Annotated in this window: 23 protein-coding genes and 1 tRNA gene; 15 read left to right on the top strand and 9 right to left on the bottom strand. The window is 67.5% G+C overall.

Annotated features, from left to right (window positions below; translation table 11 throughout):
* Nucleotides 1–116 precede the first annotated feature (116 nt).
* The 4 genes from BN3001_RS02550 to clpX all read left to right on the top strand — a co-directional run bounded on the left by BN3001_RS02550 (nucleotide 117) and on the right by clpX (nucleotide 4,036).
* Nucleotides 117–203, top strand: a tRNA-Leu gene (locus tag BN3001_RS02550).
* A 67-nt stretch (nucleotides 204–270) separates the two neighbouring features.
* Nucleotides 271–1,689 carry a trigger factor gene (gene tig, locus BN3001_RS02555; protein WP_058270258.1) on the top strand — a complete coding sequence of 473 codons (1,419 nt, stop codon included), beginning with the start codon at nucleotides 271–273 and terminating at the stop codon, nucleotides 1,687–1,689.
* 141 nt (nucleotides 1,690–1,830) lie between these two features.
* Complete coding sequence (locus BN3001_RS02560) at nucleotides 1,831–2,445, top strand: ATP-dependent Clp protease proteolytic subunit (protein ID WP_058270259.1); 615 nt, start codon at nucleotides 1,831–1,833, stop codon at nucleotides 2,443–2,445.
* A gap of 220 nt (nucleotides 2,446–2,665) precedes the next feature.
* Nucleotides 2,666–4,036, top strand: coding sequence for an ATP-dependent Clp protease ATP-binding subunit ClpX (clpX, locus tag BN3001_RS02565; RefSeq protein ID WP_082629935.1), 1,371 nt, complete (start codon nucleotides 2,666–2,668; stop codon nucleotides 4,034–4,036).
* Between the two features lie 299 nt (nucleotides 4,037–4,335).
* Here the strand turns inward: clpX and BN3001_RS02570 are convergent, their stop codons facing one another.
* Nucleotides 4,336–5,163: a TatD family hydrolase gene (locus BN3001_RS02570; protein WP_058270260.1), complete on the bottom strand. Its 828-nt coding sequence runs from the start codon at nucleotides 5,161–5,163 to the stop codon at nucleotides 4,336–4,338.
* Nucleotides 5,154–5,933, bottom strand: a complete 780-nt coding sequence (locus BN3001_RS02575) for a tRNA threonylcarbamoyladenosine dehydratase (RefSeq protein ID WP_235815019.1) — start codon at nucleotides 5,931–5,933, stop codon at nucleotides 5,154–5,156. The genes BN3001_RS02570 and BN3001_RS02575 overlap by 10 nt, the downstream gene beginning before the upstream one ends.
* A 560-nt stretch (nucleotides 5,934–6,493) precedes the next feature.
* Here BN3001_RS02575 and BN3001_RS02580 point away from each other — a divergent pair.
* Nucleotides 6,494–9,199 carry a valine--tRNA ligase gene (locus tag BN3001_RS02580; RefSeq protein WP_058270261.1) on the top strand — a complete coding sequence of 902 codons (2,706 nt, stop codon included), beginning with the start codon at nucleotides 6,494–6,496 and terminating at the stop codon, nucleotides 9,197–9,199.
* A 162-nt stretch (nucleotides 9,200–9,361) separates the two neighbouring features.
* On the opposite strand, the gene BN3001_RS02585 is transcribed toward BN3001_RS02580, so the two are convergent.
* Nucleotides 9,362–10,456, bottom strand: a complete 1,095-nt coding sequence (locus tag BN3001_RS02585) for an aldose epimerase family protein (protein ID WP_058270262.1) — start codon at nucleotides 10,454–10,456, stop codon at nucleotides 9,362–9,364.
* A 452-nt stretch (nucleotides 10,457–10,908) separates the two neighbouring features.
* On the opposite strand from BN3001_RS02585, the gene BN3001_RS02590 reads away from it, so the two are divergent.
* From BN3001_RS02590 to BN3001_RS02620, 7 genes are all read left to right on the top strand, one after another.
* A complete protein-coding gene (locus BN3001_RS02590; RefSeq protein ID WP_058270263.1) occupies nucleotides 10,909–11,517 on the top strand; it encodes a 5-formyltetrahydrofolate cyclo-ligase in 609 nt (202 codons plus the stop codon).
* 170 nt (nucleotides 11,518–11,687) lie between these two features.
* The gene (locus BN3001_RS02595; protein ID WP_058270264.1) at nucleotides 11,688–13,361 is read left to right on the top strand and encodes a formate--tetrahydrofolate ligase; all 1,674 of its coding nucleotides are present in this window, start codon (nucleotides 11,688–11,690) and stop codon (nucleotides 13,359–13,361) included.
* A gap of 55 nt (nucleotides 13,362–13,416) precedes the next feature.
* Nucleotides 13,417–14,076 carry a cyclodeaminase/cyclohydrolase family protein gene (locus tag BN3001_RS02600; RefSeq protein ID WP_235815020.1) on the top strand — a complete coding sequence of 220 codons (660 nt, stop codon included), beginning with the start codon at nucleotides 13,417–13,419 and terminating at the stop codon, nucleotides 14,074–14,076.
* A gap of 1 nt (nucleotide 14,077) precedes the next feature.
* Nucleotides 14,078–14,932 carry a bifunctional 5,10-methylenetetrahydrofolate dehydrogenase/5,10-methenyltetrahydrofolate cyclohydrolase gene (locus BN3001_RS02605; RefSeq protein ID WP_058270265.1) on the top strand — a complete coding sequence of 285 codons (855 nt, stop codon included), beginning with the start codon at nucleotides 14,078–14,080 and terminating at the stop codon, nucleotides 14,930–14,932.
* The gene (folE, locus tag BN3001_RS02610; protein ID WP_082629938.1) at nucleotides 14,929–15,567 is read left to right on the top strand and encodes a GTP cyclohydrolase I FolE; all 639 of its coding nucleotides are present in this window, start codon (nucleotides 14,929–14,931) and stop codon (nucleotides 15,565–15,567) included. The genes BN3001_RS02605 and folE overlap by 4 nt, the downstream gene beginning before the upstream one ends.
* A 60-nt stretch (nucleotides 15,568–15,627) precedes the next feature.
* On the top strand, nucleotides 15,628–17,043 hold the full coding sequence (locus BN3001_RS02615) for a bifunctional folylpolyglutamate synthase/dihydrofolate synthase (RefSeq protein WP_058270266.1): 1,416 nt from the start codon (nucleotides 15,628–15,630) through the stop codon (nucleotides 17,041–17,043).
* 94 nt (nucleotides 17,044–17,137) lie between these two features.
* On the top strand, nucleotides 17,138–17,569 hold the full coding sequence (locus BN3001_RS02620; RefSeq protein WP_058270267.1) for a double zinc ribbon domain-containing protein: 432 nt from the start codon (nucleotides 17,138–17,140) through the stop codon (nucleotides 17,567–17,569).
* Between the two features lie 134 nt (nucleotides 17,570–17,703).
* On the opposite strand, the gene BN3001_RS02625 is transcribed toward BN3001_RS02620, so the two are convergent.
* Entirely contained in the window at nucleotides 17,704–18,681 is a 978-nt protein-coding gene (locus tag BN3001_RS02625) for a glycosyltransferase (protein WP_058270525.1), read from the bottom strand.
* 292 nt (nucleotides 18,682–18,973) lie between these two features.
* On the opposite strand from BN3001_RS02625, the gene thrS reads away from it, so the two are divergent.
* From thrS to BN3001_RS02640, 3 genes are all read left to right on the top strand, one after another.
* Nucleotides 18,974–20,740: a threonine--tRNA ligase gene (thrS, locus tag BN3001_RS02630; protein ID WP_058270268.1), complete on the top strand. Its 1,767-nt coding sequence runs from the start codon at nucleotides 18,974–18,976 to the stop codon at nucleotides 20,738–20,740.
* Between the two features lie 9 nt (nucleotides 20,741–20,749).
* Nucleotides 20,750–21,379 carry a PLP-dependent transferase gene (locus BN3001_RS02635; protein ID WP_058270269.1) on the top strand — a complete coding sequence of 210 codons (630 nt, stop codon included), beginning with the start codon at nucleotides 20,750–20,752 and terminating at the stop codon, nucleotides 21,377–21,379.
* Between the two features lie 81 nt (nucleotides 21,380–21,460).
* Nucleotides 21,461–22,078 carry a hypothetical protein gene (locus tag BN3001_RS02640; protein ID WP_058270270.1) on the top strand — a complete coding sequence of 206 codons (618 nt, stop codon included), beginning with the start codon at nucleotides 21,461–21,463 and terminating at the stop codon, nucleotides 22,076–22,078.
* Nucleotides 22,079–22,225: 147 nt separating this feature from the next.
* Here BN3001_RS02640 and BN3001_RS02645 read toward each other — a convergent pair whose 3' ends face one another.
* The 5 genes from BN3001_RS02645 to BN3001_RS02665 all read right to left on the bottom strand — a co-directional run bounded on the left by BN3001_RS02645 (nucleotide 22,226) and on the right by BN3001_RS02665 (nucleotide 25,535).
* The gene (locus tag BN3001_RS02645; protein WP_058270271.1) at nucleotides 22,226–22,774 is read right to left on the bottom strand and encodes a dihydrofolate reductase; all 549 of its coding nucleotides are present in this window, start codon (nucleotides 22,772–22,774) and stop codon (nucleotides 22,226–22,228) included.
* A gap of 26 nt (nucleotides 22,775–22,800) precedes the next feature.
* The gene (gene thyA, locus BN3001_RS02650) at nucleotides 22,801–23,649 is read right to left on the bottom strand and encodes a thymidylate synthase (RefSeq protein ID WP_058270272.1); all 849 of its coding nucleotides are present in this window, start codon (nucleotides 23,647–23,649) and stop codon (nucleotides 22,801–22,803) included.
* A gap of 94 nt (nucleotides 23,650–23,743) precedes the next feature.
* Complete coding sequence (locus tag BN3001_RS02655; protein WP_058270273.1) at nucleotides 23,744–24,076, bottom strand: hypothetical protein; 333 nt, start codon at nucleotides 24,074–24,076, stop codon at nucleotides 23,744–23,746.
* Between the two features lie 62 nt (nucleotides 24,077–24,138).
* A complete protein-coding gene (locus tag BN3001_RS02660; RefSeq protein WP_058270274.1) occupies nucleotides 24,139–24,585 on the bottom strand; it encodes a (deoxy)nucleoside triphosphate pyrophosphohydrolase in 447 nt (148 codons plus the stop codon).
* 5 nt (nucleotides 24,586–24,590) lie between these two features.
* Entirely contained in the window at nucleotides 24,591–25,535 is a 945-nt protein-coding gene (locus BN3001_RS02665; RefSeq protein ID WP_058270275.1) for a diacylglycerol/lipid kinase family protein, read from the bottom strand.
* Nucleotides 25,536–25,548 lie beyond the last annotated feature (13 nt).

Raw genomic sequence — 25,548 nt, forward strand, 5'->3', positions numbered from 1 at the left:
CGTCTCATGCCACGGGGTCCCTCCAGCCGCCGGCGTCTGTTGTTTGACGCATGAACGTCAACGTCACGCCCGTGAGGCCCGGCTTTTGCTATCATGCCTAGGTTGTATGCAGCGCTGCGGGCGTGGCGGAACTGGTAGACGCGCTGGATTTAGGTTCCAGTGGGGGAGACCTCGTGAAGGTTCGAGTCCTTTCGCCCGCACCATGCGCCGCATGCGCCGAGAGTTGGCGGCGCCTCTCACAGGGCGCCCGTACTAGACACTGGAGGAACGTTGGACATCATCGTCACTGCCGAGAGGCCGCAGAACGACCAGGTGGTCGCAAAGCTTACCGTGCCTGCTTCCGAGGTTGACAAGGCCATTGACAAGGCCTACAGGGAAATTGCCAGGAAGTACAACTTCCAGGGCTTCCGCCGCGGTCGCGCGCCGCGTCCCGTCATCAACGGCATCGTCGGTCGTGACGCCGTGCTGGGCCAGGCCACCGAGGACCTCATGAACGAGGCCCAGCCCCAGATGTTCGAGGAGCTTGACATCGTGCCCGTGGGCCGCCCCGACTACGGCGAGGAGCGTCTCGTCGTCGTGGAGCACGAGGACCTCTCCGCCACGGTCACCGTCTCGGTCCCCCCTGCGTGCGAGCTCGACTCCTACGACGCGCCCGGCATCAACATGCCTCCCGCGAACGCCACCGAGGCCGAGATCGACCTGCAGGTCGAGCAGCTCATGAACTATCACTCGAGCTGGGAGGACGACGACGCCGACCGTGCCGCGACCGAGGGCGACGTCGTGGTCGTTGACACCGTGAGCAAGGAGGGCGCCGACTTCTTGGCCGGCGAGGACCGTCAGGTCTCGCTCTCCCACAGCCATCTGCCCAAGGAGTACGTGGACGGCATCGTGGGCCTCAAGAAGGGCGAGTCCAAGGACGTCGAGTGGACCCAGGGCGAGGGCGACGACCAGAAGAGGCTCGCCGTCACCGTGACCCTCAAGGGCCTCAAGAAGTCCGTCGTTCCCGAGCTTGATGACGCGTTCGCCAAGAAGAGCTTTGGCTTTGACACCGTCGCCGAGTTCCGTGACGCCGTCAAGGACGAGATCGAGCAGGACAAGAAGACCAGCCTCCCCAACCTCAAGGAGGATCGCGTCGTCGAGGAGATCGGCAGGCACCTGCAGCTCGAGGAGGTTCCCGGCGCCTACGAGAGCCAGGTCTTCTCCGAGCTTGCCAACGAGTTCCTCCAGCAGCTCCAGCGTCAGGGGATGACGCTTGACATGTACCTCGCCGCGCGCAAGGTCAAGAACGAGGACTTCATCGCCGACCTCCATCAGCAGGCCGCCGAGCGCGCGCGTCAGTCGCTCGCGCTTGACGCCCTCGCGCGTCACCTTGAGTTTGACGCCACTGAGGACGACGTGAGGGACGAGTTCGCCCGTGCCGGCGTAAAGGACGTCGCCACGTCCATGGACGAGTTCACCCGGAACGGCCAGATGCCCGCCATCCGCGAGTCCATCCGCCGCACCAAGGCCGTCAAGTGGCTCGTCGAGAACTGCGCGGTGACCGAGGTCGACGAGATCGCCGAGGCGCGCGCCAAGAAGGCCGACGGGGCTGGGGCGACGCAGGACGACGAGGCCAAGAAGGACGACGAGGCTGGGGCGACGCAGGGCGACGAGCCCAAGAAGGACGACGAGGCCAAGGACGCGGAGTAGGGACGTTGGCCGCTGACCTTTGACGCGCGCGTCAGTTGCGGCGGATGCTCCCGGCGCGCCGACGTGGCGTGACAGGATTGACTTGAGACGGCGCTCCGTGGGTACAACACCCCGGAGCGCCTAAACACAAAGGAGACCCGCATGCACAACCCCATGGCAACGCCCCTCATTCCCTACGTCGTGGAGCAGACCCCGCGCGGAGAGCGCAGCTATGACATCTACTCGCGCCTGCTTAACGACCGCATCGTCTTTCTCGGCGAGGAGATAACCCGCGACACCGCCAACCTTGTGGTCGCGCAGCTTCTGCATCTGGAGAGCCAGGACCCCGACAAGGACATCTCCCTCTACATTGACTCGCCCGGCGGCGAGGTGTACGCGGGTCTCGGCATCCTCGACACCATGAACTTCATCAAGCCCGACGTCTCCACGATCTGCGTGGGCATGGCTGCGTCCATGGCGTCGGTCCTCCTTGCCGCCGGCGCCAAGGGCAAGCGCCTGGCGCTGCCCAATTCCATGATCATGATTCACCAGCCCTCCAGCGGCGCCCAGGGCCAGCAGACTGACATACAGATCGTCGCCGACGAGACCAAGTGGATTCGCAACCGGATCAACGAGCTGCTCTCCCAGTACACGGGACAAAGCGTCGAGAAGATCAACGCCGACACCGAGCGCGACAACTACCTGCGTGCCCAGGAGGCCTGCGCGTACGGCCTCGTTGACAAGGTCATCACCTCGCGCGCCGAGCAGTCCGCGTAGGATGTGGGGAGTCGCGCCAGAGGTCGCTCTTGCCCGCGGCCCCGGCGCGTCGCCCTTGCCCGCGCCGTCGGCGTCAGGCTCGGACCCGCCGTCGCGCCGCACGCCTCGTCGTCGCACGAATCGTCGGTGATTGAGCTCAATCGTCGACGATTGAGCTAGTATCTAAGGCCGCCCGCCTTCGGACGGGCCAGCCCGTTTCTGAGTACCTGAGGAGATCCAGATGGCATCAAGCGGCATGAGAGGCAACGACGAGATCCGCTGCTCCTTCTGCGGAAAGACCCGTGACCAGGTGAGGCAGCTCATCCAGAGCCGCAGCGGGGTGTACATCTGCGACGAGTGCGTCAAGGAGTGCTCCACCATCATCGACGAGGCGACGCGCACGGCCGCGGACGACGTCATCGACGAGGCGGCCTTTGACGCACCGGCCAGCCCCATAGAGAACCTCCCCACGCCCCATCAGATCTATGACGAGCTCTCCCAGTACGTCATGGGTCAGGAGGACGCCAAGCGCGCCATGAGCGTGGCCGTCTACAATCACTACCGTCGCATCCTGTCGGGCGACGACGAGGGCGCCCCCGCCGACGCGCCCGAGGGCACGGAGCACGTCGAGCTCGCCAAGAGCAACATCCTGCTTCTGGGGCCCACGGGCACGGGCAAGACGCTGCTGGCCCAGACGCTCGCGCGCTTTCTCGAGGTACCGTTCTGCATCGCCGACGCCACCACGCTCACCGAGGCGGGCTACGTGGGCGAGGACGTGGAGAACATTCTCCTCAAGCTCATCACGGCCGCCGACGGCGACGTGGAGCGCGCGCAGGTGGGCATCGTGTACGTGGACGAGATTGACAAGATCGCCCGCAAGGCCGAGAACCTCTCCATTACGCGCGACGTCTCGGGCGAGGGTGTGCAGCAGGCGCTTCTCAAGATCTTGGAGGGCACCGAGGCGAGCGTGCCGCCCCAGGGCGGGCGCAAGCACCCTCAGCAGGAGCTCATTCACATCAACACCAAGAACATCCTCTTCATCTGCGGCGGCGCCTTCGTGGGTCTCGACAAGATCGTGGCCGACCGCATCGGCAGGAAGGGCGTGGGCTTCAACTCCGAGCTCACCCAGAAGGCGAAGGAGAACGAGGACGAGCTCATGGCGCAGGTCATGCCGCAGGACCTGCACAAGTTTGGCATGATTCCCGAGTTCATCGGCCGCATCCCCGTCATCACCGCCACGAAGGACCTCACCGAGGACGACCTCGTGAGCATCCTCACGCAGCCCAGGAACGCCATCGTCAAGCAGTATCAGCGCATGTTTGCCATCGAGGGCGTCAAGCTCGAGTTCACCGAGGACGCCCTGCGCGAGATCGCCCGCCAGGCCATCGAGCGCGGCACCGGCGCCCGCGGCCTTAGGGCCATCTGCGAGGCGACGCTCCAGGACACGATGTTCGACCTGCCGAGCGACCTGGAGATCACGCGGGTCGTCGTGACGCCGGCGTCCATTGGCGGCGCCGCGCTGCCCACCATCGTCAGGGAGCCTGCGACGACGCCCCTCTCTGCCGGACACGGCGCCCTGGGCTCGGGCGTGGGCACGCACCAGGCGAGCTGACGAGCGGGCGAGGAGCTGACGAGGAGCTGACGAGCGGGCGAGGAGCTGACGAGGAGCTGACGAGCGGGCCTCATGACGCCGTGCACTTTTCGGCACCCCTGCGTACGTATCGACTGGCACCCGAACGCCTACGTTAATGCCCAGAATCCTTGATTTTGGGCATTAATTTTACGTTTGCCCAGGATACGAAAAAACAATGACGGATTAACGACAGTTTGGTCATTGATAATCTCAGGCATGTGAGGGCAATCATGACGTCCTCGAACGCCCTGCCCCGCCTTGCCCTGCCCTGTCTTGCCCTAGGACAGCAGCCGCTCGGCGTTGGCGACAAGCTGTCTGACAAGCTCGCTCTCGTCCATGTGGCGAAGCCCCGCAATCTGTGAGACGCACCTCTCAAGTGACTGGGCGATCTCCCGGGCCGATTCGTCCGCCCCGTCCGCGACGCCCGCGTTGCTCGCACCGCCGTCCGCAGCGTTCGCCTCATCCGCCTTCTCGGGAAGGTCCGTCTCGACCAGGAGCTGGTCCAGGGGGAGCTGCCGAGCGTACTCACGCCCGCGCCGCGTGGCCAGCATCATCTCGTTGACGCTAAAGCGGCAGCCGGCGACGACGGCTCGGTGCAGCTCGTCGGAGCTGCCCGAGAACCAGTGGAACACGACGCGGCATCGCTCGAGGCAGCCCGTCTTGTCCAGAACGTCGAGGCAGGCCCCCGCAGACCGCACCGCATGGACGGAGAGGACTGACGGCGCGGTGGCGTCGCTCCCTCGTGCCGCCGCCGTGCACAGGGCGGCGAACGCCTCCCGCTGGCGCTTCGCGCTGCCCTCGGACACGTGTCGGGGCGAGAGATCCATGCCCACCTCACCCACGAAGCGCGTGCGGGCAGCAAGCTCGCAGGCGTGCGCGACGTCGTCGGCATCCGCCTGCCCGCGTGCGACCCACCAGGGATGCAACCCCACGGCGAGGTGCACGTTGGTGCAGCCGGCAAGGAGGGGACGGGCCGCCTCGTGGCCTCGGGGCGTCACGGTAACGGCAAAAAGTTCGATTCCCCGCGCCGCGGCCCTCTGGGCCACCTCGGCGGCGTTGTCATAGAAGTCCAGGTGCACGTGGGCGTCAAAAAGCCTCAGCCCCATGTGAGCCCCGCAATCTCGCCAATGACGCGCCCGGCGATCATCTGGCCCATGATGGGCGGCATGTAGCTCATGGTTCCTAGGATGGACGAGCCTGCGCGCACGAAGCCGCCCTCGCCCAGCGCGTCCGCCTTGCCCTGGGGCTCGCGGGGCAGCTCGTCTGAATAGAGCACTTGAAGGCCGTGGATGCCCCGTTTGCGGCACTCCTTGCGCATGATCCGGGCGAGAGGGTCGTTGACGGTCCTCTCGATGGTCGTAAAGCGCAGGCGCGTGGGGTCGAGCCTGTTTGCCCCGCCCATGCTGCTGATCTCCCTGATGCCCCGGTCCTGGCACCACTGGGCCAACAGGAGCTTCTGGCTCACGGTGTCGATGGCGTCAACCACGAAGTCGGGGCGAGGCAGTGCCGTCAGCGTGTTCGCCAGGTTCTCCTTTGAGAGAAAGCGCTGCCGTGCCGTGACCTTGCAGGCGGGATTGATGTCGTGGACGAGATCCTCCATGACCTGTGCCTTTGGCTTTCCGAGGGTGCTCTGCCAGGCGACGGCCTGACGGTTGAGGTTGGAGGGCATCACGACGTCGCGATCGATGAGGACGAGATGGCCCACGCCCCCGCGCGCGAGAGCCTCGACGCAGTTTGAGCCCACGCCCCCCAGTCCCACCACAAGAACGCGCGCGGCCTGGACGTGCGCGAGCGCCTCGTCGCCCATCACGAGGCGCAGCCGGTCGGTCGCGGTCTCCCTGACCTTCTCGACCTTCTCATTCTGCCTTGTCGTCACGGTGCACTCCCTGCCCTGCGCCGCCGCGTCGCGGCGGCGTTTGCGTGTGAGACTCATTCATAGCTTAAGGCGGGGACCCATGCAACGTCTCAGACGCCGAGCACGGCGGGCAATTGCGTTCTCCACGCCGCCCTACGTCGCTGGTGCGTTCTCCACGCCGCCCTACGTCGCTCATCGTGCCTCTCGGCTCAGTTTTGGCACGATTTGCGGCGAAAAGCGAGTCAGCTTGCAAGATGAGCGCCGCTGCGGGGGCGCGCAGCCTCGACTGGCCGCGCTGCGGCGCGTCAACACGCAAGTCGCATGCTCATCGTGCCTCTCGGCTCAGTTTTGGCGCGATTTGCGGCGAAAAGCGAGTCAGTTTGCAAGATGAGCGCTGAGGACAAGCGCGCTTCGAGCGTGAGCCCCGCCCCCGCGCTCCGAGCCCTCGCCCGCGCTCAGTGGTACCCTTAGAGACTGTCAGGCGGGCGTCTTACGGACGCCCCCAAAGCCGCCCCAGGTCGCGCGCGCTCAAGACACGAGTGCCAACCCGGTCCTCGGGGCCCAAGCGAAAGCGAATCGTCGTGGAAGAGATGCCCAAGACCTACGACCCCCAGACCGCCGAGCCCGAGCTCATCGAGCGCTGGATATCGGCCGGTTGCTACCAGCGCAGCAAGGGGGTGGGAGACTGCACCGTCGTGATCCCGCCGCCCAACGTCACCGGCATCCTCCACATGGGGCACGCCATGGACGACACGATCCAGGACGCCTACGTGCGCTTCAGTCGTATGCGCGGGCGTTCCACCCGTTGGATTCTGGGCACGGACCACGCCGGCATCGCCACCCAGACCAAGGTGGACAAGAAGCTTAAGGACGAGGGCGTCTCGCGCCTCGAGATCGGGCGCGAGCGCTTCCTCAAGGCGTGCTGGGACTGGCGCGAGGAGTACGGCGGCACCATCGTGAGCCAGATCAGGCGCATGGGCTGCTCCATCGACTTTGACGACGAGAAGTTCACGATGAGTCCCGAGTACGCCACCGCCGTGCGCAAGGTGTTCTGCGACTGGTATCACGACGGCCTCATCTACCGCGGCAAGCGCATCGTCAACTGGTGCCCCAGCTGCAAGACGGCCATCAGCGACGACGAGGCGGAGTACAAAGACGAGGAAGGCCATCTCTGGTACCTGCGCTACCCGCTCGAGACGCCCGTTGACGGCATCGACCACATCACCGTCGCCACCACTCGACCCGAGACGATGCTCGGCGACACGGGCATCGCGGTGAGCCCCTCCGACCCCGACAAGCAGCGCTTCGTGGGCAAGAAGGTGCTCCTTCCCATCGTGGGCCGTCAGATCGAGATCTTTGCGGACTGGCACGTGGACGCCGGCTTTGGCACGGGCTTCGTCAAGGTCACGCCCGCCCATGACCCCAACGACTTCGCCATGGGACAGGCTCACGGCCTTGCGCAGGTCAACGTCCTGGACGAGACGGCCCATGTCGTGGAGGGCTACGGCGCGTTCAGCGGCATGGGACGCGACGAGGCGCGCGCCGCCATCGTCAGCTGGTTTGAGGAGCATGGGCTGCTCGAGAAGGTCGAGCGCATCGACCACTCGGTCATGCACTGCTACCGCTGCGACACCTCCCTGGAGCCCTGGCTCTCGGAGCAGTGGTTCGTGGCCGTGGACAAGCTCAAGGATCGCGCCATGCAGGTGGTGCGCGACGGCGAGGTCACGTTCCATCCCGCCCGCTGGACCGACACCTACCTCACCTGGATGGAGAACCTCAAGGACTGGTGCATCTCGCGTCAGCTCTGGTGGGGCCACCGCATTCCCGTCTTCTACTGCGACGACTGCGGCTGGTCGGACGCCCTCATGGAGGACGTGGACGTCTGCCCGCACTGCGGCGGACGCCACGTCCATCAGGACGAGGACGTGCTCGACACCTGGTTCAGCTCGCAGCTGTGGACCTTCGCCACGCAGGGCTGGCCCGACCACCCCGAAAGGATGGAAGGCCACCATCCCACGCAGGTCCTCGTGACGGCACGTGACATCATCGCCCTGTGGGTGGCTCGCATGATCATGAGCTCCCTCTACTTCACGGACGAGATTCCCTTCCACGACGTCTACATCTACGCGACCATCCTGGCCAAGGACGGCAGCCGCATGAGCAAGTCCAAGGGCAATGGCGTGGACCCCATGGACCTCATCCGCAGGTACGGCGCCGACGCCATGCGCTACAACCTGCTTACGCTCATCACCACCAACCAGGACGTCAAGTTTGACGCCGACCTCAGCAAGAAGACGCACGAGCTGTTGGGCAGCCCCCGCACCGAGCAGGCCAAGGGCTTCGTCACCAAGATCTGGAACGCCAGCCGCTTTGTGCAGATGAACCTTGCGGGCTATGAGCCGGGACCCGCCCTGGCCGAGACCCCCGAGGACGCCTGGATGCTCAGCAGGCTCGCCAAGGCCGTCCAGAGCTCCACGCGTGCCCTCGAGGGCTACGAGTTTGGCGACTACGCCCGCGGCATCCAGGCATTCTTCTGGAACGAGGTGTGCGACTGGTACATCGAGCTCTGCAAGGGGCGCCTGCTGGACGGCTCGCCCGCCGAGAAGCTCCAGGTGCAGCGCAATCTCGTGTTCGTCCTCGACACGGCCCTGCGCCTGCTCCACCCGGCCATGCCCTTCGTGACCGAGCGGGTCTGGGACGCGCTGCCAAAGAGCGCCCTTGGGCGAGCGGCGGCCGCGGGCGAGGGCGAGACGGACCTCCTCATGATGGCCGCCTGGCCCGACCCCACGGACTACGCCTCGTTCGTGAACGAGGGTGCCGAGCATGCCTTTGAGCTCGCCAGGGGCCTGATCTCGCAGGTGCGCTCCATCCGCGCGCGCTACCGGCTCTCGCCTCGGGCGGTACTTGACGTGGCCGTGCGCGCCGACGCCGCCGACGCCGCCATCCTGACGTCCCAGGGTGACTTCATTCGCCGCGTGGGGCACGTAGGCGAGCTCACGGTGGGGCCGGACGTGCGCAAGCCGGCAGGCTCCGTGTCCGTCGTCGAGGCCGGCGTCGAGACCTTCGTGGCCGTGGGGGGGCTCGTTGACCTGGCCGTCGAGGCGACGCGTCTGGGCAAGGAGCTCGACAAGGCCAGGAAGGAGCACGGGTCGCTCGTGGCCCTGCTGGCCAACGAGGGCTTCATGGCCAAGGCCTCCGCTGCCGTGAAGGACAAGAAGCTCGCGCACAAGGCCGAGCTCGAGCAGACCATCGAGCGCCTCGAGACGCAGGTGGCGGAGCTCTCGTAGGGAGGCCGCGCGGGAGCGCCGGCCTCGCCTGGCCCGTCGCAGGCAAACATCTCATGAAGGGCGGGCGGCTCGTCGGGGCTGCCCGCCCTCCTCAAGGGACAAGGCCGTGCGATCGGCGTCGGTTGGGCGAGTCGGTCAGCTGGGCGATCCGCCGCAAAGCCGCTATCGCAAGCTTGTTGCGCCGTCCGCGTCCCTTGCTCCAAACGTCCAGCGTATCGTCGAGGAGAAGGGCCTCTCGGGCGTGCAGACGGGCTGGGGCCAGCCGGGGTGGTGGATGCAGTCGGGGTAGTACTCCGGCTCGAAGGCGAAGCCGGCGCGGGCATGGTAGGCGCATCCGTCCTTGGCGACGGGGTCGTCGATCCAGTTGCCCGTGTAGAGGTGCGCGCCCGGCGTGGTGATGGCGACGGAGAGGGTCCTGCCGCTTGCGGGGTCCTGCGCCCAGAGGGCCGCGCGGGGCGCCGCCGCCTCCTCAAACCCCCTCACGCAGAGGCAGTGATCGTACCCGTGACCCCGCCGGAGCTGCTCGTCGTCCTCGTGGATGCGCGCGCCGAGGCGACGGCCCTCGCGAAAGTCAAAGGGCGTCCCCGCGACGGGGAGCACCTCTCCCGCCGAGACGGAGTCCTCGCGCAGGGGGAGGTACTCGTCGGCCTCAATGCGGACGAGCTGCCCCAGGACGTCTCCCGAGCCGTGTCCCGCGAGGTTGAAGTAGGCGTGATTCGTCATGTTCACGTAGGTGGGAGCGTCCGTCTCGCACAGGTAGCGCACGGCAAGCGTGGTCGCGTTGCCCTCGTCCGCCAGAGAGAACGCCGCCTCGAAGCGGCGGTTGCCCGGCAGCCCCAGCTCTCCGTCTGAAAGCTCGCAGGCGAGGGTGAGGCCGCTCGACCCCTCCTGGGAGACGACGGACCAGACGCGCTTGTGCAGGCCATGGTCAAGGTCAGAGTGGAGGTTGTTGCGCCCGTCAGGCCCGTCGTTGGCGCTCAGGCGCCAGACCGTGCCGCCCAGGGGGACCTCCGCGCGGTCGGTGCGGTTGGCCACGGGACCTATGGTGGCCCCAAAGCAGGAGGGGTCGTCAAGATAGCCCTCGAGCGTGTCATAGCCCAAAAGGACGTCGGCATAGGAGCCCCTCGCGTTGGGCACCTCGACGCCCTGGAGGGTGGCGCCAAAGTCCAGGACCCACGTCCGGGCGCGGTCGGTGCTCAGGCACCAGCGTCGCACCTGCTCGCCGGAAGGGGTGGTTCCAAAGACTTCGCTTTGCATGATGAGAGCTCCTCTGACCTGCGCGTGCGTCATCCTGACGGCATCGATTATATCAAGGCCGCGCCCCTCGCCCGCGCATGCGGGCTTAACGCCTTGGTTGTCGTGGCGGTTAACTGGCCCCGCACCCCTCGACCGCGCATGCGGGCCCATCCGGTCGCGCGGCCGGCCTTGTCGAGGCCTTGTCGGTGACTCGCGTGCGCGCGCCGTCGAGGGCCCTCCCTCAGCATGAGAGACGCCTCCCGTGTCCCAGGCCAAGGGCGATCCAATCACGCTTGCCCCAAGAATTCGCCGTGCCGTGCGCTACGATTGATGGCGCGCGTGGCCGTCTGCGAAAGAGGGTCGTTGACACGCGCGGCGCGAGCTCTCGCGCCAGAGGGCGGCCAACGCGAGCAGGAAGCGCCACGCTGACGGCCAGCCGCCGCGTTGTGATGCTCGAAGGGAGTCAGCCCGCCATGGACGACGAGGTCATGAGGACGCGCAAGGCAAAGCTCAGGCGCACGCTCGGCGCCGCGCGCGCCTCATCGGCGCCGGACGTCCGCGCGCTCGCCGACGAGGGGATCTGCGACACGGTCTGCTCGTCGGGGGCATGGCGGCGGGCGCGGGTGGTCATGACCTACCTCTCCCTCGGCGCGGAGGTGAGCACCCGCGGCATCATCGCCCGTTCGTGGTCCTGCGGAAAGTCGGTCGCCCTGCCCTGGTGCGTGCCCGGCACGAGGGACCTGCGCTGGTTTGTCGTGGACTCCCTTGACGGGCTCGTGAGAGGCCCCCTGGGCGTGGAGGAGCCCGACCCTGCGACGGCGCGGGAGCTTGCGCCCTCAGGCGCCTCTCATGCCGACGCCGTCGCCATCGTTCCGGGGCTCACCTTTGACGCGAGGGGCTATCGCCTGGGCTACGGCGGCGGCTACTACGACCGCTTCCTCGACGCGTTTGGCGGCCGGTCTCTGGGGCTGTGCCGAGACGCCCAGCTAAGCGAGGATTTGCGGGCGCTCGGCGTCGTCGGGCCGCATGACCGCCCCGTCGAGCTCGTCGCCACCGAGTCGGGGCTCATGGGCGCCCCCTGACCGTCGCCTCCACCCCGCCGGCGTCGTGGGCGCGCGCCATGACTCGGCGGCGTTGTAAAACGTAGGGCACATCGGGCGCCAGGGCGTGCACAATGGTGGGGAGCGCATGAGAGGTCCATCGCGCCTGCGGGAGGCGTCCCGACGGGGGCTAGGCGAAAGGATGAGCAGTGATGGCGGAATTCAAGTCGGACATCGAGATCGCCCAGGAGGCGCAGCTCCTTCCCATTGCGGAGGTCGCCGCCAAGGCGGGGCTCTCTGAGGACCTCCTCGAGCCCTACGGGCGCACGAAGGCCAAGGTGGACATCCACGCCCTGGCGGACCGGCCCCGGAAGGGCAGGCTCGTCCTGGTCACGGCCGTCAACCCCACGCCAGCCGGCGAGGGCAAGACGACGACGTCCATCGGCCTGGCTGACGCCCTGAACCGTCTGGGCAAGCAGACCCTGCTCGCCCTGAGGGAGCCCTCGCTCGGGCCCGTCTTCGGCGTGAAGGGGGGCGCCGCCGGGGGAGGCCATGCCCAGGTCGTTCCCATGGAGGACATCAACCTGCACTTCACGGGCGACTTTCATGCCATCGGAGCCGCCAACAACCTCTGCGCCGCGCTTCTCGACAACCATATCAAGCAGGGAAACGTCCTGGGCATCGACCCAAGGCGCATCGTGTGGCGTCGCTGCGTCGACATGAACGACCGCCAGCTGAGGAGCGTCGTCGACGGGCTGGGCGGCGTCGCCAACGGCATGCCGCGCGAGGACGGCTTTGACATCACCGTCGCCTCCGAGGTCATGGCCGCGTTCTGCCTGGCCAGTGACCTCATGGACCTCAGGCGCCGCCTGGGCAGGATGGTCGTCGCCTACACCTTTGACCGTGCTCCCGTCACGGCCCACGACATCAAGGCGGAGGGCGCCATGGCGGCGCTCCTCAAGGACGCGATCAAGCCCAACCTCGTTCAGACGCTCGAGGGCAATCCCGCCTTCGTGCACGGGGGGCCCTTCGCCAACATCGCCCACGGCTGCAACTCGGTCATCGCCACGACGACGGCCATGAGGCTCGCCGACTACGTCGTCACGGAGGCGGGCTTCGGCGCGGACCTCGGTGCCGAGAAGTTCCTTGACATCAAGTGCCGCGCCACGGGGCTCGCCCCCTCCGCCGTGGTCGTCGTCGCCACGGTCCGCGCCCTCAAGTACAACGGGGGCGTCCCCAAGGCGGAGCTGGGGACGGAGAACCTCGCCGCCCTCAAGGCGGGCCTTCCCAACCTCCTGAGGCACGTCTTTAACATCCGTGACGTCTACGGGCTTCCCTGCGTCGTGGCCCTCAACGCCTTCCCGACGGACACCGCGGCCGAGCTTGCCCTCGTCGAGCGCCGCTGCGGGGAGCTCGGCGTCAGGGTGGCGCTCTCGGAGGTATGGGCCAAGGGGGGAGAGGGCGGCGAGGCGCTTGCCCGGGAGGTCGTCAGGCTCTGCGACGAGCCTTCCGAGCTGCGCTTTGCGTACGAGCTGGGCGAGAGCGTCCTTGACAAGCTCACGGCCATCGCCACGAAGGTCTATCACGCCGACGGCGTCGAGCTCGCCCCCGCCGCCCGAAGGCAGCTTTCCCAGCTCGAGGCCCAGGGCTTTGGCGACCTGCCCGTCTGCGTCGCGAAGACCCAGTACTCCTTCTCGGACGACCCCGCCAAGCTCGGCGCCCCCGAGGGCTTCACCATCACGGTGCGCAACCTCAGGGTGTCCGCGGGGGCGGGCTTCATCGTCGCCCTCACGGGCGACATCATGACCATGCCGGGCCTTCCCAAGGTCCCCGCGGCCGAGGGCATAGACGTGACCGAGGACGGCCGCATCGTGGGGCTGTTCTAGGCTCCAAAGAGCAGGTGACCCGCGCACCTTCAACCTCGTGAGGAGAGATACGGACGTGAGCACGGAGAGAGGCTCGTCACCTGAGCGCGAGCCGTTGACGACACGAACGATAGATGGGTTTTCAAGGGCGCTTGCCGCCAAGGTCCCGGTTCCCGGCGGCGGGGGGGCGGCGGCCTATGCGGGCGCCCTCTCCGCGGCGCTTGCGGCCATGGTCGCAAACTACACGGTCGGGAAGCGCCGCTACCGGGAGCACGAGGACGACGTCCGTCGCGTCCTTCTCGAGGCCGAACGGCTGCGCGAGAGGCTCGTCCTTCTCGTGGACGAGGACGCGGCCGCCTTCGAGCCGCTGTCCGCCGCCTATGGCATCCCCAAGGAGGACCCGAGCCGCGACGCCGTCCTCGACAGGGCCGTCCAGGGCGCGCTTTTGTGCCCCCTGGAGATGATGAGGGCGGCTGCGGCGGTCATCCCCCTTCTGGAGGAGCTCGCCGAGAAGGGCTCCGTCCTCCTCGTGTCCGACGTGGGCTGCGGGACGATCCTCGCTCGCGCCGCCCTGGAGTCGGCGGCGCTCAACGTCCTCGTCAACACGCGGGCCCTGCGCGACCGCGCGCGGGCGGCAGAGGTCGAGAAGGAGTGCGACGAGCTCCTCGGCACGTGGGTGCCGCGGGCGCAGTCCGTCTCCCGTCTTGTCTTCTCGCGGCTGAGGGAAAGGGGCTAGCATGGCCGAGCTTCTGAGGGGGGCCCCTGCCGCGTCCGCTCTCTGCGAGCGGCTTTCCGGGCGCATCCTCGCACTCAAGGAGGCGGGCGTGACCCCCCGACTCGCCATCGTGCGGGTGGGGGAGCGCGCGGACGACCTTGCCTACGAGTGCGGCGCCCTCAAGCGCTGCGGGGCCCTGGGCATCGCGGTGGAGAGCGTCGTCCTTTCGGCAGACTGCTCGCAAGAGGACCTGATCGAGGCCATCGATGGCGTGAACGCCGACGCCTCGGTCCATGGCTGCCTGCTGTTTCGTCCCCTGCCGGCACAGCTCGACGAGGAGGAGGCCTGCGAGCGCCTCGCACCCGAGAAGGACGTTGACGGCATCACGTCCGCCTCGCTCTACGGCGTCTTCTCTCACCGGCGTGTGGGCTTTGCCCCCTGCACGGCCGAGGCGGTCCTCGCCCTCCTCGAGCATCATGGCGTGGAGCTCTCGGGGGCCTGCGTGACGGTCATCGGGCGTTCGCTCGTGATCGGGAGGCCCGTCTCGCTCCTGTTGCAGGCGGCTGACGCCACCGTCACCATGTGCCACACGCGGACGCGCGACCTCGCGGCCTCCTGCGCGGGGGCGGACGTCGTCGTCGTGGCCGCAGGGCATCCCGGCACCTTCGGGGCGTCGTGCGCCAAAAGGACCCAGGTCGTCGTCGACGTGGGCATCAACTGGGACGCCGAGCGGGGAAGGCTCGTGGGCGACGTCGACGCCGAGGCGGTGGCTCCCCTGGTGAGGGCCCTCACGCCCGTGCCGGGGGGCGTCGGCTCCCTGACGACGGCAGTGCTTGCCAAACACGTGGTGGAGGCGGCGGAGAGGACGGTCGTATGAGCTCGGAGGCGAAGGCGACGGGTGATGGCGCCCTGGCGGGAGACGGGGGCGCCCCCGGCGGCGGCATCGACAGGCCCCGCATCGAGGCGGCCGTGCGAGAGCTGCTCATAGGCATCGGCGAGGACCCCGACCGCGAGGGCCTCGCGGGCACGCCCGACCGGGTGGCGCGCGCCTGCGAGGAGATCTTCGGCGGGCTTGCCGAGGATCCTGCCTCCCATCTGCGCAAGCAGTTCCATGAGCCCGGCAACGAGGAGATGGTCGTCGTCAAGGACATTCCCTTCGCCTCCATGTGCGAGCATCACCTGCTGCCCTTCGTGGGTCACGCCCACGTCTGCTACATTCCGCGGGACGGCCGCATCACGGGCCTCTCCAAGGTCGCCCGCTGCGTGAGCGGCTTTGCCCGCAGGCCCCAGCTCCAGGAGCGTCTCACGGGCCAGGTGGCCGACGCCCTGGTGCGCGAGCTCGACCCCTTGGGCGTGCTCGTGGTCATCCAGGCCGAGCACACCTGCATGAGCATACGCGGCGTCAAGAGCGCGGGCTCCGTGACCGTGACCTCGGCCGTTCGGGGCATCTTCCGGCGTAACCTCAAGACGCGCGACGAGGCCCTCAAGCTCATCGGCCTGGGGATCCGCTGACGCGGGCGCGCCCCGTTGCCTCACGCTCGTCCCGCCGCCTGGGCGGGAGAAAGGCAGAGCATGTATCAGCCACCCTTTGACGTGCCACGCCTCTCCTTCGAGGAGTCCCTCTCGACGCTGCACGGCGCCCTGCGCTTTGGCATCCAGCCTCTGCTTGAGACCGTCGTCGACCTTCTCGCAGAGCTGGGAGGCCCCGACGCCCGCTTTAGGTCCCTGCAGATAGCGGGAACGAACGGCAAGACGTCCACCGCGCGCTACACCACCGCCATCCTGAGGGGTGAGGGTCTGCGCACGGCGCTCTACACCTCACCTGAGCTCGTCTCCTACACCGAGCGCATGGAGATTGACGGCGCGCCCGTGAGCGAGGAGGCGTTTGCCCACGGCATCGCCGCGGCCGTCGAGGCCGCACGACGCGTCAACGCGCGGAGGCGCGCGGCGGGGGGGCGCCCCTACGACGTGACGGAGTTTGACACCCTCACGGTGGCCGCCTGCGTCATCTTTGCCGAGGCGGGCGTGGACGTGGTCGTGCTCGAGTGCGGCATGGGCGGGCGCTGGGACGCGACCAGCGCCGTGGGCTCCGTCGAGTCGGTCGCCGTGACGGGCGTGGGACTTGATCACATGCGCATCCTGGGGGACACGCTCGAGGCCATCGCCGGCGAGAAGGCCGCCATCATCAGGAGGGGGCGCGGCTGCGTGCTGGGCGTGGGCACCGCTACGCCCGCGAGCGTCGAGGACGTCTTCTTGTCCCGCTGCGCGTCGGAGGGGGTCGAGCCCGTCCTGCTGCGTCCCGTGCGCCCCGACGACGCCGCGGGCGAGATGCACGAGGGGACGCCGCGCGCGCACGAGGGCCTCCCGCGTGCCAGCTACGTCATCACCAAGCACCCTCGGCGCCTCGGCTTTCCCCTTGAGCTGAGCGTCACCACGCCTCGGGGGCGCTACGAAGAGCTCTCCTGCCTCAAGCCGAGCTATCAGGCGGCAAACGTCGCCTGCGCCGTCACGCTGTGTGAGCGGTTCCTGGACAGGGCGCTTGACGCCGACAGGCTCTACCAGTCCGTCGTCGCCTGCCCCACGCCAGGGCGCTTCTCATTGCTGAGGCCCGAGCCTCCCGTGCTCGTTGACGCCTGTCATAACCCCCAGTCCGTCAGGACCTTCCTCGCCTCCCTGGACGAGCTTGAGCCCACGGCGCCCGCCCGCCTCGCGCTCCTGTGCGCCGTGCTCGCCGACAAGGACGTGGACGGCATCGTGGCCCTGCTCGCCCCCGCGTTTCCTCGGGTCTATTGCACGCAGACCCGCTCCGCGCGCGCCCTGGCCGCCCCCGAGCTCGCACGGCGCTTTGAGGGGGCGTCGGCGTCGGTCGCCGGCGTGTTCGCCAGCGTCGATGACGCGCTCGCGCGCATGGGTCGGGAGGCGTTCGTCGCCTGCGGGTCCATCACGCTGGCAGGCGAGCTCTTCGCACGGCGCAACGAGTTTTGCTAGAATTGCCAAAGCGGCGCCCTCGCGTCGTCTCAGCTGGCTTTTTGGATGACAGTGTTCGCATGGCCCTGTCGTAGTGCAAAGGAGCGCCCGCTTCATGTCTGAACTCATCGATCAGCTCATCACGCCTGAGGTGCGCATGGTGCTGTACCTCATCGTCGCCTGCGTCGTCATGCTGTACGTGCTGGCCATCGTCTACGTCATCCGCGACGCCCAGCGCCGCGGCGCCGAGCCCTGGTGGCTCTGGGCGCTCATCTCGGTCATCCCCGTCGTGGGCCTTCTGGCCTACGTCATCCTGCGTCCCAGCTCCTACCTTGTCGATCGCGAGGAGCAGGACCTTGACATCGCCCTGCGCGAGCACCAGCTCTCGCACTACGGCATCTGCCCCAAGTGCGGCGCCCCCATCGATCGCGACTTCGTGGTCTGCCCCATCTGCAACACGCAGGTGCGCAACGTCTGCCCCACCTGCCACCGGCCCCTCAACGCCGACTGGAAGGTCTGCCCGTACTGCCGCACCCGCATCCAGTGACGCGGCGTCTCGCCAGGCGCCTGCTCGTCAGACGAAAGCGCGCGTGACGGCGGAGGGGACGAACATGAAGCGGGCGCGCCCAGGCGCGCCTCCCGCATCCTGCCGCGCGCCCTCGGACGCCGACCACCCAAACGCTAGTCGCGCCGCGCGGCCCTCTCGCCATAGATGCGCATGACCTCAAGCTCCCACTGGCGCCGACTCGCCTTGACCTCGGTGTCCAGGATGAGCCCGCAGGCAAAAAGGAGGGCGGCAAAGCCGGCGAACGCCACGGCGAGGATGGCGGTGGGAAAGCGCGCGACTAGGTGCGTGCGCTGGAACTCGGCGATGACGGGCACGCCTAGGCAGAGGCTGACCACCAAGGACAGCAGCGACAGCAGCGAGAAGAAGCCCAGTGGCTTGTAGTCCTTGAACAGCCTGCCGATCATGCCGAGCACCTTCGCCCCGTCCGAGAAGGTGTCGAGCTTTGAGGTGGAGCCCTCGGGACGGTCGCGATACGCGATGGGCACCTGCTCGATGCGCCAGCGCTTGTCCACGGCATGGATGGAGAGCTCGGTCTCTATCTCGAAGCCGGGCGAGAGCACGGGCAGCGTCTTGGCGAACTCGCGGGAGAGGGCCCGATAGCCGGTCATCACGTCCGAGAACTGGAAGTGGTACAGAAGGCCGATGAGCCAGCGGACGAGGTCGTTGCCAAAGCCGTGGAAGGCCCGGTCGTTCTCCTTGCCGTAGGTGCCGTTCGAGAGACGGTCGCCCACCACGTGGTCCGCCGCGCCGCTGAGGATGGGCTCGATAAGACGGCAGGCCGCCTCGGCGGGATAGGTGTCGTCGCCGTCCACCAAGAGGTAGCAGTCGGCGTCGATGTCACGAAGCATCTGCCGCACGACGTTGCCCTTGCCCTGACGCGTCTCGCTGCGCACGAGGGCGCCGTGCGCGCGGGCGATGGACGCCGTGTCGTCGGAGGAGTTGTTGTCGTACACCCAGACGTCGGCGTCCGGGAGGGCGCGCCTGAAGTCGTCGACGACCTTGCCCACCGTGAGGGCCTCGTTGTAGCAGGGAATGAGCACGGCGACGCGCGACGGGGCGTCGGCCTCCTGCGCCTGGAGCGTCTGGTTCATGGATGGGCCGTCCTTTGCGACGTAGACGTCGGTCGTACGGGCGCCGATGCGGCGGGCAGACCGTCCGTCCGTGAGGGGCATCGGCCTTCGATTCTAGCAAAGAACGGCGAGATGGTCCCAGGCAGGCGGCGAGGCGCGGCCTCACCCGCGCCGGCCCCGGCGTCAAGCGCCTCTACGGACGGGCGCAGTGGTGTAGACTAACCTGCGGTATGAACCGAACGAGGCGGACGGCCCCGCGCCCGGGCGCGCGGGCGACGGGATCGTCGCGTTCTTGAGGAGAGGGTAGCTGCGCATGAAGGCACTGTTCAACGACGGCCATGTCGAAGAGGTCCCCACGGACCAGGAGCTGCACGTCATCCGTCACTCTGCGGCACACATCCTTGCCCAGGCAGTACGGCGCCTGTATCCGCAGGCGGACTTTGCCTTTGGCCCCGCCACCGACAACGGCTTCTACTATGACATCGACCTTCCCGAGGGTCAGAGAATCTCGGAGGAGGACCTCCCGGCCATCGAGGCCGAGATGCGCAGGATCTGCAAGGAGAACCTCAGGTTCGAGACGTATGAGCTTCCGCGCGAGCAGGCCGTCGAGCACATGCGCGAGCGCGGCGAGAAGTACAAGGTCGAGCACATCGGCGACCTGCCCGACGACGCCCGCATCACCTTCTACCGGCAGGGCGAGTACGTCGACATGTGCGTCGGCCCCCACCTCACGTACACGAAGGGGCTCAAGGCCTTCAAGCTCACGGGCGTCTCGGGCGCCTACTGGAAGGGCGACAAGGACAACAAGATGCTCACGCGCGTGAACGGCGTGGCCTTCCGCAGCAAGGAGGAGCTTGCCGAGCATGAGCGTCTGCTTGCCGAGGCCGAGAGGCGCGACCACCGCAAGATCGGGCGCGAGATGGAGCTCTTCATGATGAGCGACGCCGGCCCGGGCTTTCCGTTCTGGCTCCCCAACGGCATGCGCGTCAAGAACGCCCTCATGCAGTACTGGCAGCAGATGCAGGACGCCTACGGGTACGAGCAGGTGCAGACGCCCATCATCCTCTCGCGCAAGCTGTGGGAGACCTCGGGCCACTGGGACCACTACAAGGACAACATGTACACCACGCTCATCGACGACGAGGACTTTGCCGTCAAGCCGATGAACTGCCCCGGTGCGTGCCTCATCTACAAGAGCCGCCCGCGCAGCTATCGCGACCTGCCTCTCAAGCTTGCCGAGGCGGGGCTGGACCATCGCCATGAGCTCAAGGGGGCGCTCCACGGCCTCTTCCGCGTGCGCGAGTTCACCCAGGACGACGCCCATCTCTTCATCCGTCCCGATCAGATCACCGAGCAGGTCACGGACGTCGCCCACCTCATCACGGCCTACTACGCGCAGTTTGGCTTCCCCTACAAGGTGGAGCTCTCCACGCGCCCCGACGACTCCATGGGCGCCGACGAGGACTGGGAGCGTGCCGAGCAGGGCCTCAAGGACGCGCTCGAGTCCATGGGCGTCGCCTACACCCTCAATCCCGGCGACGGCGCCTTCTACGGCCCCAAGATCGACTTCCACCTGCAGGACTGCCTGGGGCGCACCTGGCAGTGCGGCACCATCCAGCTCGACTTCCAGCTGCCCCAGAACTTCGAGCTCGAGTACACCGCCTCGGACGGCTCCAAGCAGCGGCCCATCATGATTCATCGTGCCGGCTTCGGGTCGTTCGAGCGCTTCTGCGGCATGCTCATCGAGCAGTACGAGGGCAAGTTCCCCACCTGGCTCAGCCCCTGCCAGGTCAAGGTGCTGCCCGTCTCGGAAAAGAGCCGCGCCTACGCCCACGAGGTGGGCGAGCGCCTGCGAGACGCGGGCGTGCGCGTCAAGGTGGATGACCGCGACGAGAAGATCGGCTACAAGATTCGCGAGGCGCGCTCCCTCGACCGCGTTCCCTACATGCTCGTCCTGGGCGAGAGGGAGGTCCAGGCGGGCAACGTCTCGGTGCGCGACCGCTCCGGCGAGACCGTCGCGCGCGACCTCGACGACTTTCTTGCCGACCTCCTCGCCGAGATCGCCGAGAGACGCGGCTAGGACCTGGGCGTGTCTCGCGGCGCGCGTACGTCTTGGCCCCAGGCGCTCGTCGTCGCCGACGAGGAGCTGCGGGCGGCCCTTGCCTCGGTCCCTGACCTTGAGCTGACCAGCCCGCTCGGGGGCGTCCCCATCGTCTGCCGGGACGTCAGGGCGCGCGCGACGGCCGCTCGGCGACGCGGGGCCCTCCTGGCCTGCGACCTCACCTTGTGCGCGGGCGCCTGCCCGGCCCTGAGGCTGGGGGCCTCTCTTGCCTGGGTGGGCCTGGGGACGGGGGAGAGCCTGCTGTGGGCGTGCCATGACGCGCTGGGCGTGCTGTCCCCCCTGCTCCGTGCCCGTTCTGCCGACGAGGTCGAAAGGCGCGCGCTCGGCGCCAGGGAGGGGCGCTGGCGTGCCTCATCGGACGCGGCCCAGGTGGTGGCACGCTACCTTGCCTGTCATCCCGCCGTGTCGTGCCTGCGCTACCCGGGGCTTCGAGATGACCCCTCGTTCGAGACGGCCGCCCGCACGCTCATGGGCGGATTTGGCCCCCTCATCGACTGGAGAGACGCCCCTCGAGGCCCCTGGCGACGGCTCGTCTGCGACGAACGGGACCCATACGAGCAGGTCATGGCCCTGGAGGCGCAGCTTTCCCGCAGATGACCTGCCATTTGCCGACGGCTTGGGCGGCGGACCTTTTGGGTATCCTGAAGGTACCCGGATTCCACCGTAAGGAGGCTCGTCATGTCCAGCGCACACCTTGTCCGACGGATCGTCACCGGCATGCTCGCCGCCACGCTGGCCCTGCTCGTGAGCTTCTCGCTGGGCGCCTGCCAGCAGAACGATGAGAAGGTCATTCGCGAGGGAGCTACGCAGGTCCTTGAGGCGTTTAAGAACCCCACGAAAGAGAACCTCTCTCCCTACCTGGGGGACATGGACGACGAGACCTCGCAGATGCTTGACTCCTACGGCATTGACATCTATGAGTTCCTCGGCCATGCCTTCAAGCACTTTGACTACAGCATCGGCGAGATCAAGGTGAACGGCGACAAGGCCACGGTGGACATCACCGCCAAGAACGCCAACCTCGACAGCGCCATCGAGGTCGCCTCCCAGAAGTTCGAGGAGGAGGTCACTCAGGACGAGATCATCTCGCTCTATTCGGACGGTGGCGAGAAGGCCGTCATGCAGAAGTTCTTCACCTATGCCTACCAGGCTTTGGACGACTCTACGGACATCAAGGAGTCCAGCGCGACCCTCGACTTCACCAAGACGGACGGTGAGTGGGAGGTGGACGACTCCTCCATGGAGGACTTCCTGAGCACGGTCTACGGCGGCGCGGACTTCTCGGGCATGGAGTAGGCTCACCCCCGTGGTCATCCTGACGTCTCGCGCGTCATCGCAGCGTCGGGACGGGCGTGACACAGCAGAGGGGGGCGCCGGCATGTGCCGGTGCCCCCTCGTCGTCGAGCGCTTCGGTGCGTCCGGTGCGGGCGAGGGATATCCAGATCAGCTGGTCAGGCGTACGTAGCTTCGATACTCAAACGGCACCCCGTCATCCGTGACGCCGCCCTCGTCCGTCCGCTCAAGTCGCCACCGGGGGTCCTCGTCCAGCCGAGGAAAGTAGGCGTCTGCGGGCAGCAGGACGTCGTTCATGGTCACGACGGCGCGCGAGCAGAGCGGCAGCAGCCTGCGGTACACGCTCGCCCCCCCGATGAGCCACACGCGGTCGGGATCTTCCGACGAGAGCGCCGCGAGCGCGTCGTCAGTCGTGTTGTAGACTTCGTAGCCGCCAACCCGGGCGCCTGGGGTCCCCTCCTGCGGCCTGCCCGCTCGCGGGAAGCCCGTACGCTCGTAGGTCGCGTCATGCGTGAGGATGACGTTTCTGCGCCCCTTGAGGGGACCACCGGGGAGGCTCTCAAAGGTCGCGCGCCCCATGAGGACGACGCCGCAGCTGGTCATGCGCACAAAGTGGCGCATGTCCTCACGGTTGCGCACGAGCAGGCGTCCCTTGAGGCCAATGCCCCAGTCGCGCGTGACGGAAACGATGGCGTTCATGGCATGCGCCCCTCTCGTGCCGTCACTCAGACGGCTATGGGGATGTCCCTCACCTGGGGGCCGTGCTCGTAGCCCTCGACGATGAGGTCGTCGGTGGTGAAGGCGTAGAAGTCCGTGACGGCAGGGTTGAGCGACACGCGCGGGGCGGGGTGCTGGGGCCTGCTGATGAGCTCGCGGACGATGCCGACGTGGCGGTCGTAGATGTGGGCGTCCGCGATCATGTGCACCAGCTCGCCGGCCACCATCCCCGACGACTGCGCGACCATCATCAGGAGGATGGCATATTGGCAGACGTTCCAGTTGTTGGCCGCGAGCACGTCTTGGCTGCGCTGCACGAGCAGAAGGTTGAGCGTGAGACGCTCGTCACCGGCGGCGTGCGTGACGTTATAGACTGCGTTGTACGCGCAGGGGTAGAGGTGCATCTGGGAAAGGTCGTGCACGTTGTAGAGGTTCGTCATGATGCGGCGGGAGTACGGGTCGTCACGCAGGTCCTTGAGGACGCGGTCCATCTGGTCAAAGTCACCGTCGGCGTAGTGCGAGACCTGTCCCACCTGATAGCCGTAGGCCTTGCCGATTGACCCGTCCGCGTCGGCCCACTCGTCCCAGATGTGAGGGGCGAGGTCATGGACGTTGCTTGACTTTCGCTGGTAGATCCAGAGGACCTCGTCCATGCAGCTCTTGAGCGCCGTGCGCCTGAGCGTGAGGGCGGGAAACTCCTCGCGCAGGTCATAGCGATTGCAGACGCCAAAGCGCTTGATGGTGTAGGCGGGGCTGCCGTCCGCCCAGTGCGGACGCACCCGCTCGCCCTGCGTGGTGGTGCCATGCTCGATGATGTCCGCGCACATGCGGACGAAGGTCTCGTCTGCCTTGCTCATGCGTCGCTCTGCCTCCTGATGCGGTGGGGCTGGTGCGGAAGGGGTCGCCCGTCGTGTGCGAGGGGTCGTGCCGCCCTCGTCGTCGCGACGTCCGCTAGGCGTCCAGACGCCAGGATTCGCCCCCGTGCTCGTACGTGTCGTGGCGGCCGTCGTACCTGCCGTATACGTCGAATTCCTCGAACTCCCCGTCAAAGGGGTCGGGCTCATAGGAGTCCCAGAGGTGGACGTCAGGGACGTAATACTCCTCCACGTAGCGCTCAACGAGGCGCTCAACGGGCTGAGCGAGCATCACGGACATGCCGATGAGCAGCAAAGAGACGATGGCGGCGACGATGTAGGCGGTGCTGCCCGAGTTGGCGTTGTCAGGCGACGTCGTGGCGGAGGCGGTCTCGATGACGGGGCCAGGCGTGTTCGCGTTGGTGTCCATGGGGGCTTCCTTTCGTGCGCGGTGACAGCTCCATGATAGACGAGATGCAATCAAGATGGCGGCTAGCGTCGCAGCTCCTCCCAATGCGTCTCAAGATGGGCGATGAGGCCGCGGTCGGCAGGCAGCCATGCCGGCTCCCAGAGCTCGTCTCGTGAGAGCCAGAGCAGGTCGGTGTGGACGAGGGCGCGCGGAGCGTCCCCCGGGGCAAGGCCGCAGGCAAAGCACGGCATGTACAGGCGGAAGTCCGGGTAGTCGAAGGTGACGACGTAGACGGGCCTTGGGTCCGTCAGCTCGCAGGCGAGCTCCTCGCGAATCTCGCGTTGCAGGGCGTCCAGGTCAGACTCTCCCGGCTCAACCTTGCCGCCGGGAAACTCCCACCCGCCCGCGAGCCTGCCGTCGCCGCGTCGCCCTGCCAGGACGCGCCCCTGGAAGAAGATGACGGCCGCCACCACGCGCAGCGTCTGTGGCCCTCCGTCCGGCGGGAGCGCCCTCTCGTCAGGCTCGCACATGGGGCCTACCTCGCGGCCGCAGACGTCGGGGCGGGCGCGTAGGAGCTCCCCCCGTCAACGATGAGCCGGTTGCATCCGGGCAGCACGCGCGCCGTGAAGCCAAAGGTGCCGGTGCCGGGCGCGGCCTCGCCGTCCGCCTGGATGGGAAGGGGGTCGGCGGAGCGCACCGTGATGGCGCTGCCGCAGAGATGCTCAAGGTGAGGCCGGTCGAGCCTCTTGCCGGCCCGGTCAAGGAGGCCGGCGAACATGGGCCTGATGAGGCCGACCGTCTCGGTCGTCCGTATGATCATGAGGTCAAGCAGGCCGTCGTCCATGCGCGTATTGGGGATGAGCTCTATGCCGCCCTGCATCATGGCCGTGTTGCAGGCGACGCAGGCGATGCCGTCCCGCTCATACCGCACGCCGTCGCAGTCGATCGTGAAGTGCGTGACCTTGGGGTGCATGTTCGAGAGGACGGCGGCAAAGTAGGCCGCCTCGCCCATGTCGCGCTTGTTAGGCAGGGCGCTGCGCATGATCTGGGCGTCAAAGCCGATGCCCGCCATGATGGAGAAGCCGCGCTCATGGTGTTGTCCGCCCTCGTCCTCCCAGCCGACCTGTCCCAGGTCCGTCGAGGCCCAGAGGCCGTCGTGGCAGGCTCGCGCGAGGGCCCGCGGCTCCATGGCGTTGCCCAGGTTGGTCACGAGGAGGTTGGCCGTTCCCGACGGAAACACGCAGACGGGCGTCGTGCAGCCCCTGAGCGCGTACAGAAGGCTCGCCACGGTGCCGTCCCCGCCCGACGCCACGACCACGTCAAAGTCGTCCGCGTCGGCGACGGCCTCGTCGGCCCCTCCCGTCTCGGGCAGGACCCGCAGCACGCATTCGTCGCGCTGCCTCACGAGGAAGCGCTCAAACTCGAAGATGGCGTCCGACCCAAAGCCGGACTGGCTGTTATGAACTATGAGGTAGCGCACGCGAGGTTCGCCT

Source organism: Olsenella massiliensis, assembly GCF_001457795.1.
Taxonomy (GTDB): Bacteria; Actinomycetota; Coriobacteriia; order Coriobacteriales; family Atopobiaceae; genus Olsenella_F; species Olsenella_F massiliensis.

Coding starts and splice junctions, on each gene's coding strand:
- BN3001_RS02660 (WP_058270274.1), bottom strand. CDS start 24,585: ATGTGCGAGCCTGACGAGAGGGCGCTCCCGCCGGACGGAGGGCCACAG.
- BN3001_RS02645 (WP_058270271.1), bottom strand. CDS start 22,774: ATGAACGCCATCGTTTCCGTCACGCGCGACTGGGGCATTGGCCTCAAG.
- folE (WP_082629938.1), top strand. CDS start 14,929: ATGAGCTCGGAGGCGAAGGCGACGGGTGATGGCGCCCTGGCGGGAGAC.
- BN3001_RS02585 (WP_058270262.1), bottom strand. CDS start 10,456: ATGCAAAGCGAAGTCTTTGGAACCACCCCTTCCGGCGAGCAGGTGCGA.
- clpX (WP_082629935.1), top strand. CDS start 2,666: ATGGCATCAAGCGGCATGAGAGGCAACGACGAGATCCGCTGCTCCTTC.
- BN3001_RS02560 (WP_058270259.1), top strand. CDS start 1,831: ATGCACAACCCCATGGCAACGCCCCTCATTCCCTACGTCGTGGAGCAG.
- BN3001_RS02590 (WP_058270263.1), top strand. CDS start 10,909: ATGGACGACGAGGTCATGAGGACGCGCAAGGCAAAGCTCAGGCGCACG.
- thyA (WP_058270272.1), bottom strand. CDS start 23,649: ATGAGCAAGGCAGACGAGACCTTCGTCCGCATGTGCGCGGACATCATC.
- BN3001_RS02570 (WP_058270260.1), bottom strand. CDS start 5,163: ATGGGGCTGAGGCTTTTTGACGCCCACGTGCACCTGGACTTCTATGAC.
- BN3001_RS02640 (WP_058270270.1), top strand. CDS start 21,461: ATGTCCAGCGCACACCTTGTCCGACGGATCGTCACCGGCATGCTCGCC.
- BN3001_RS02615 (WP_058270266.1), top strand. CDS start 15,628: ATGTATCAGCCACCCTTTGACGTGCCACGCCTCTCCTTCGAGGAGTCC.
- BN3001_RS02625 (WP_058270525.1), bottom strand. CDS start 18,681: ATGAACCAGACGCTCCAGGCGCAGGAGGCCGACGCCCCGTCGCGCGTC.
- BN3001_RS02620 (WP_058270267.1), top strand. CDS start 17,138: ATGTCTGAACTCATCGATCAGCTCATCACGCCTGAGGTGCGCATGGTG.
- thrS (WP_058270268.1), top strand. CDS start 18,974: ATGAAGGCACTGTTCAACGACGGCCATGTCGAAGAGGTCCCCACGGAC.
- BN3001_RS02605 (WP_058270265.1), top strand. CDS start 14,078: ATGGCCGAGCTTCTGAGGGGGGCCCCTGCCGCGTCCGCTCTCTGCGAG.
- BN3001_RS02595 (WP_058270264.1), top strand. CDS start 11,688: ATGGCGGAATTCAAGTCGGACATCGAGATCGCCCAGGAGGCGCAGCTC.
- BN3001_RS02655 (WP_058270273.1), bottom strand. CDS start 24,076: ATGGACACCAACGCGAACACGCCTGGCCCCGTCATCGAGACCGCCTCC.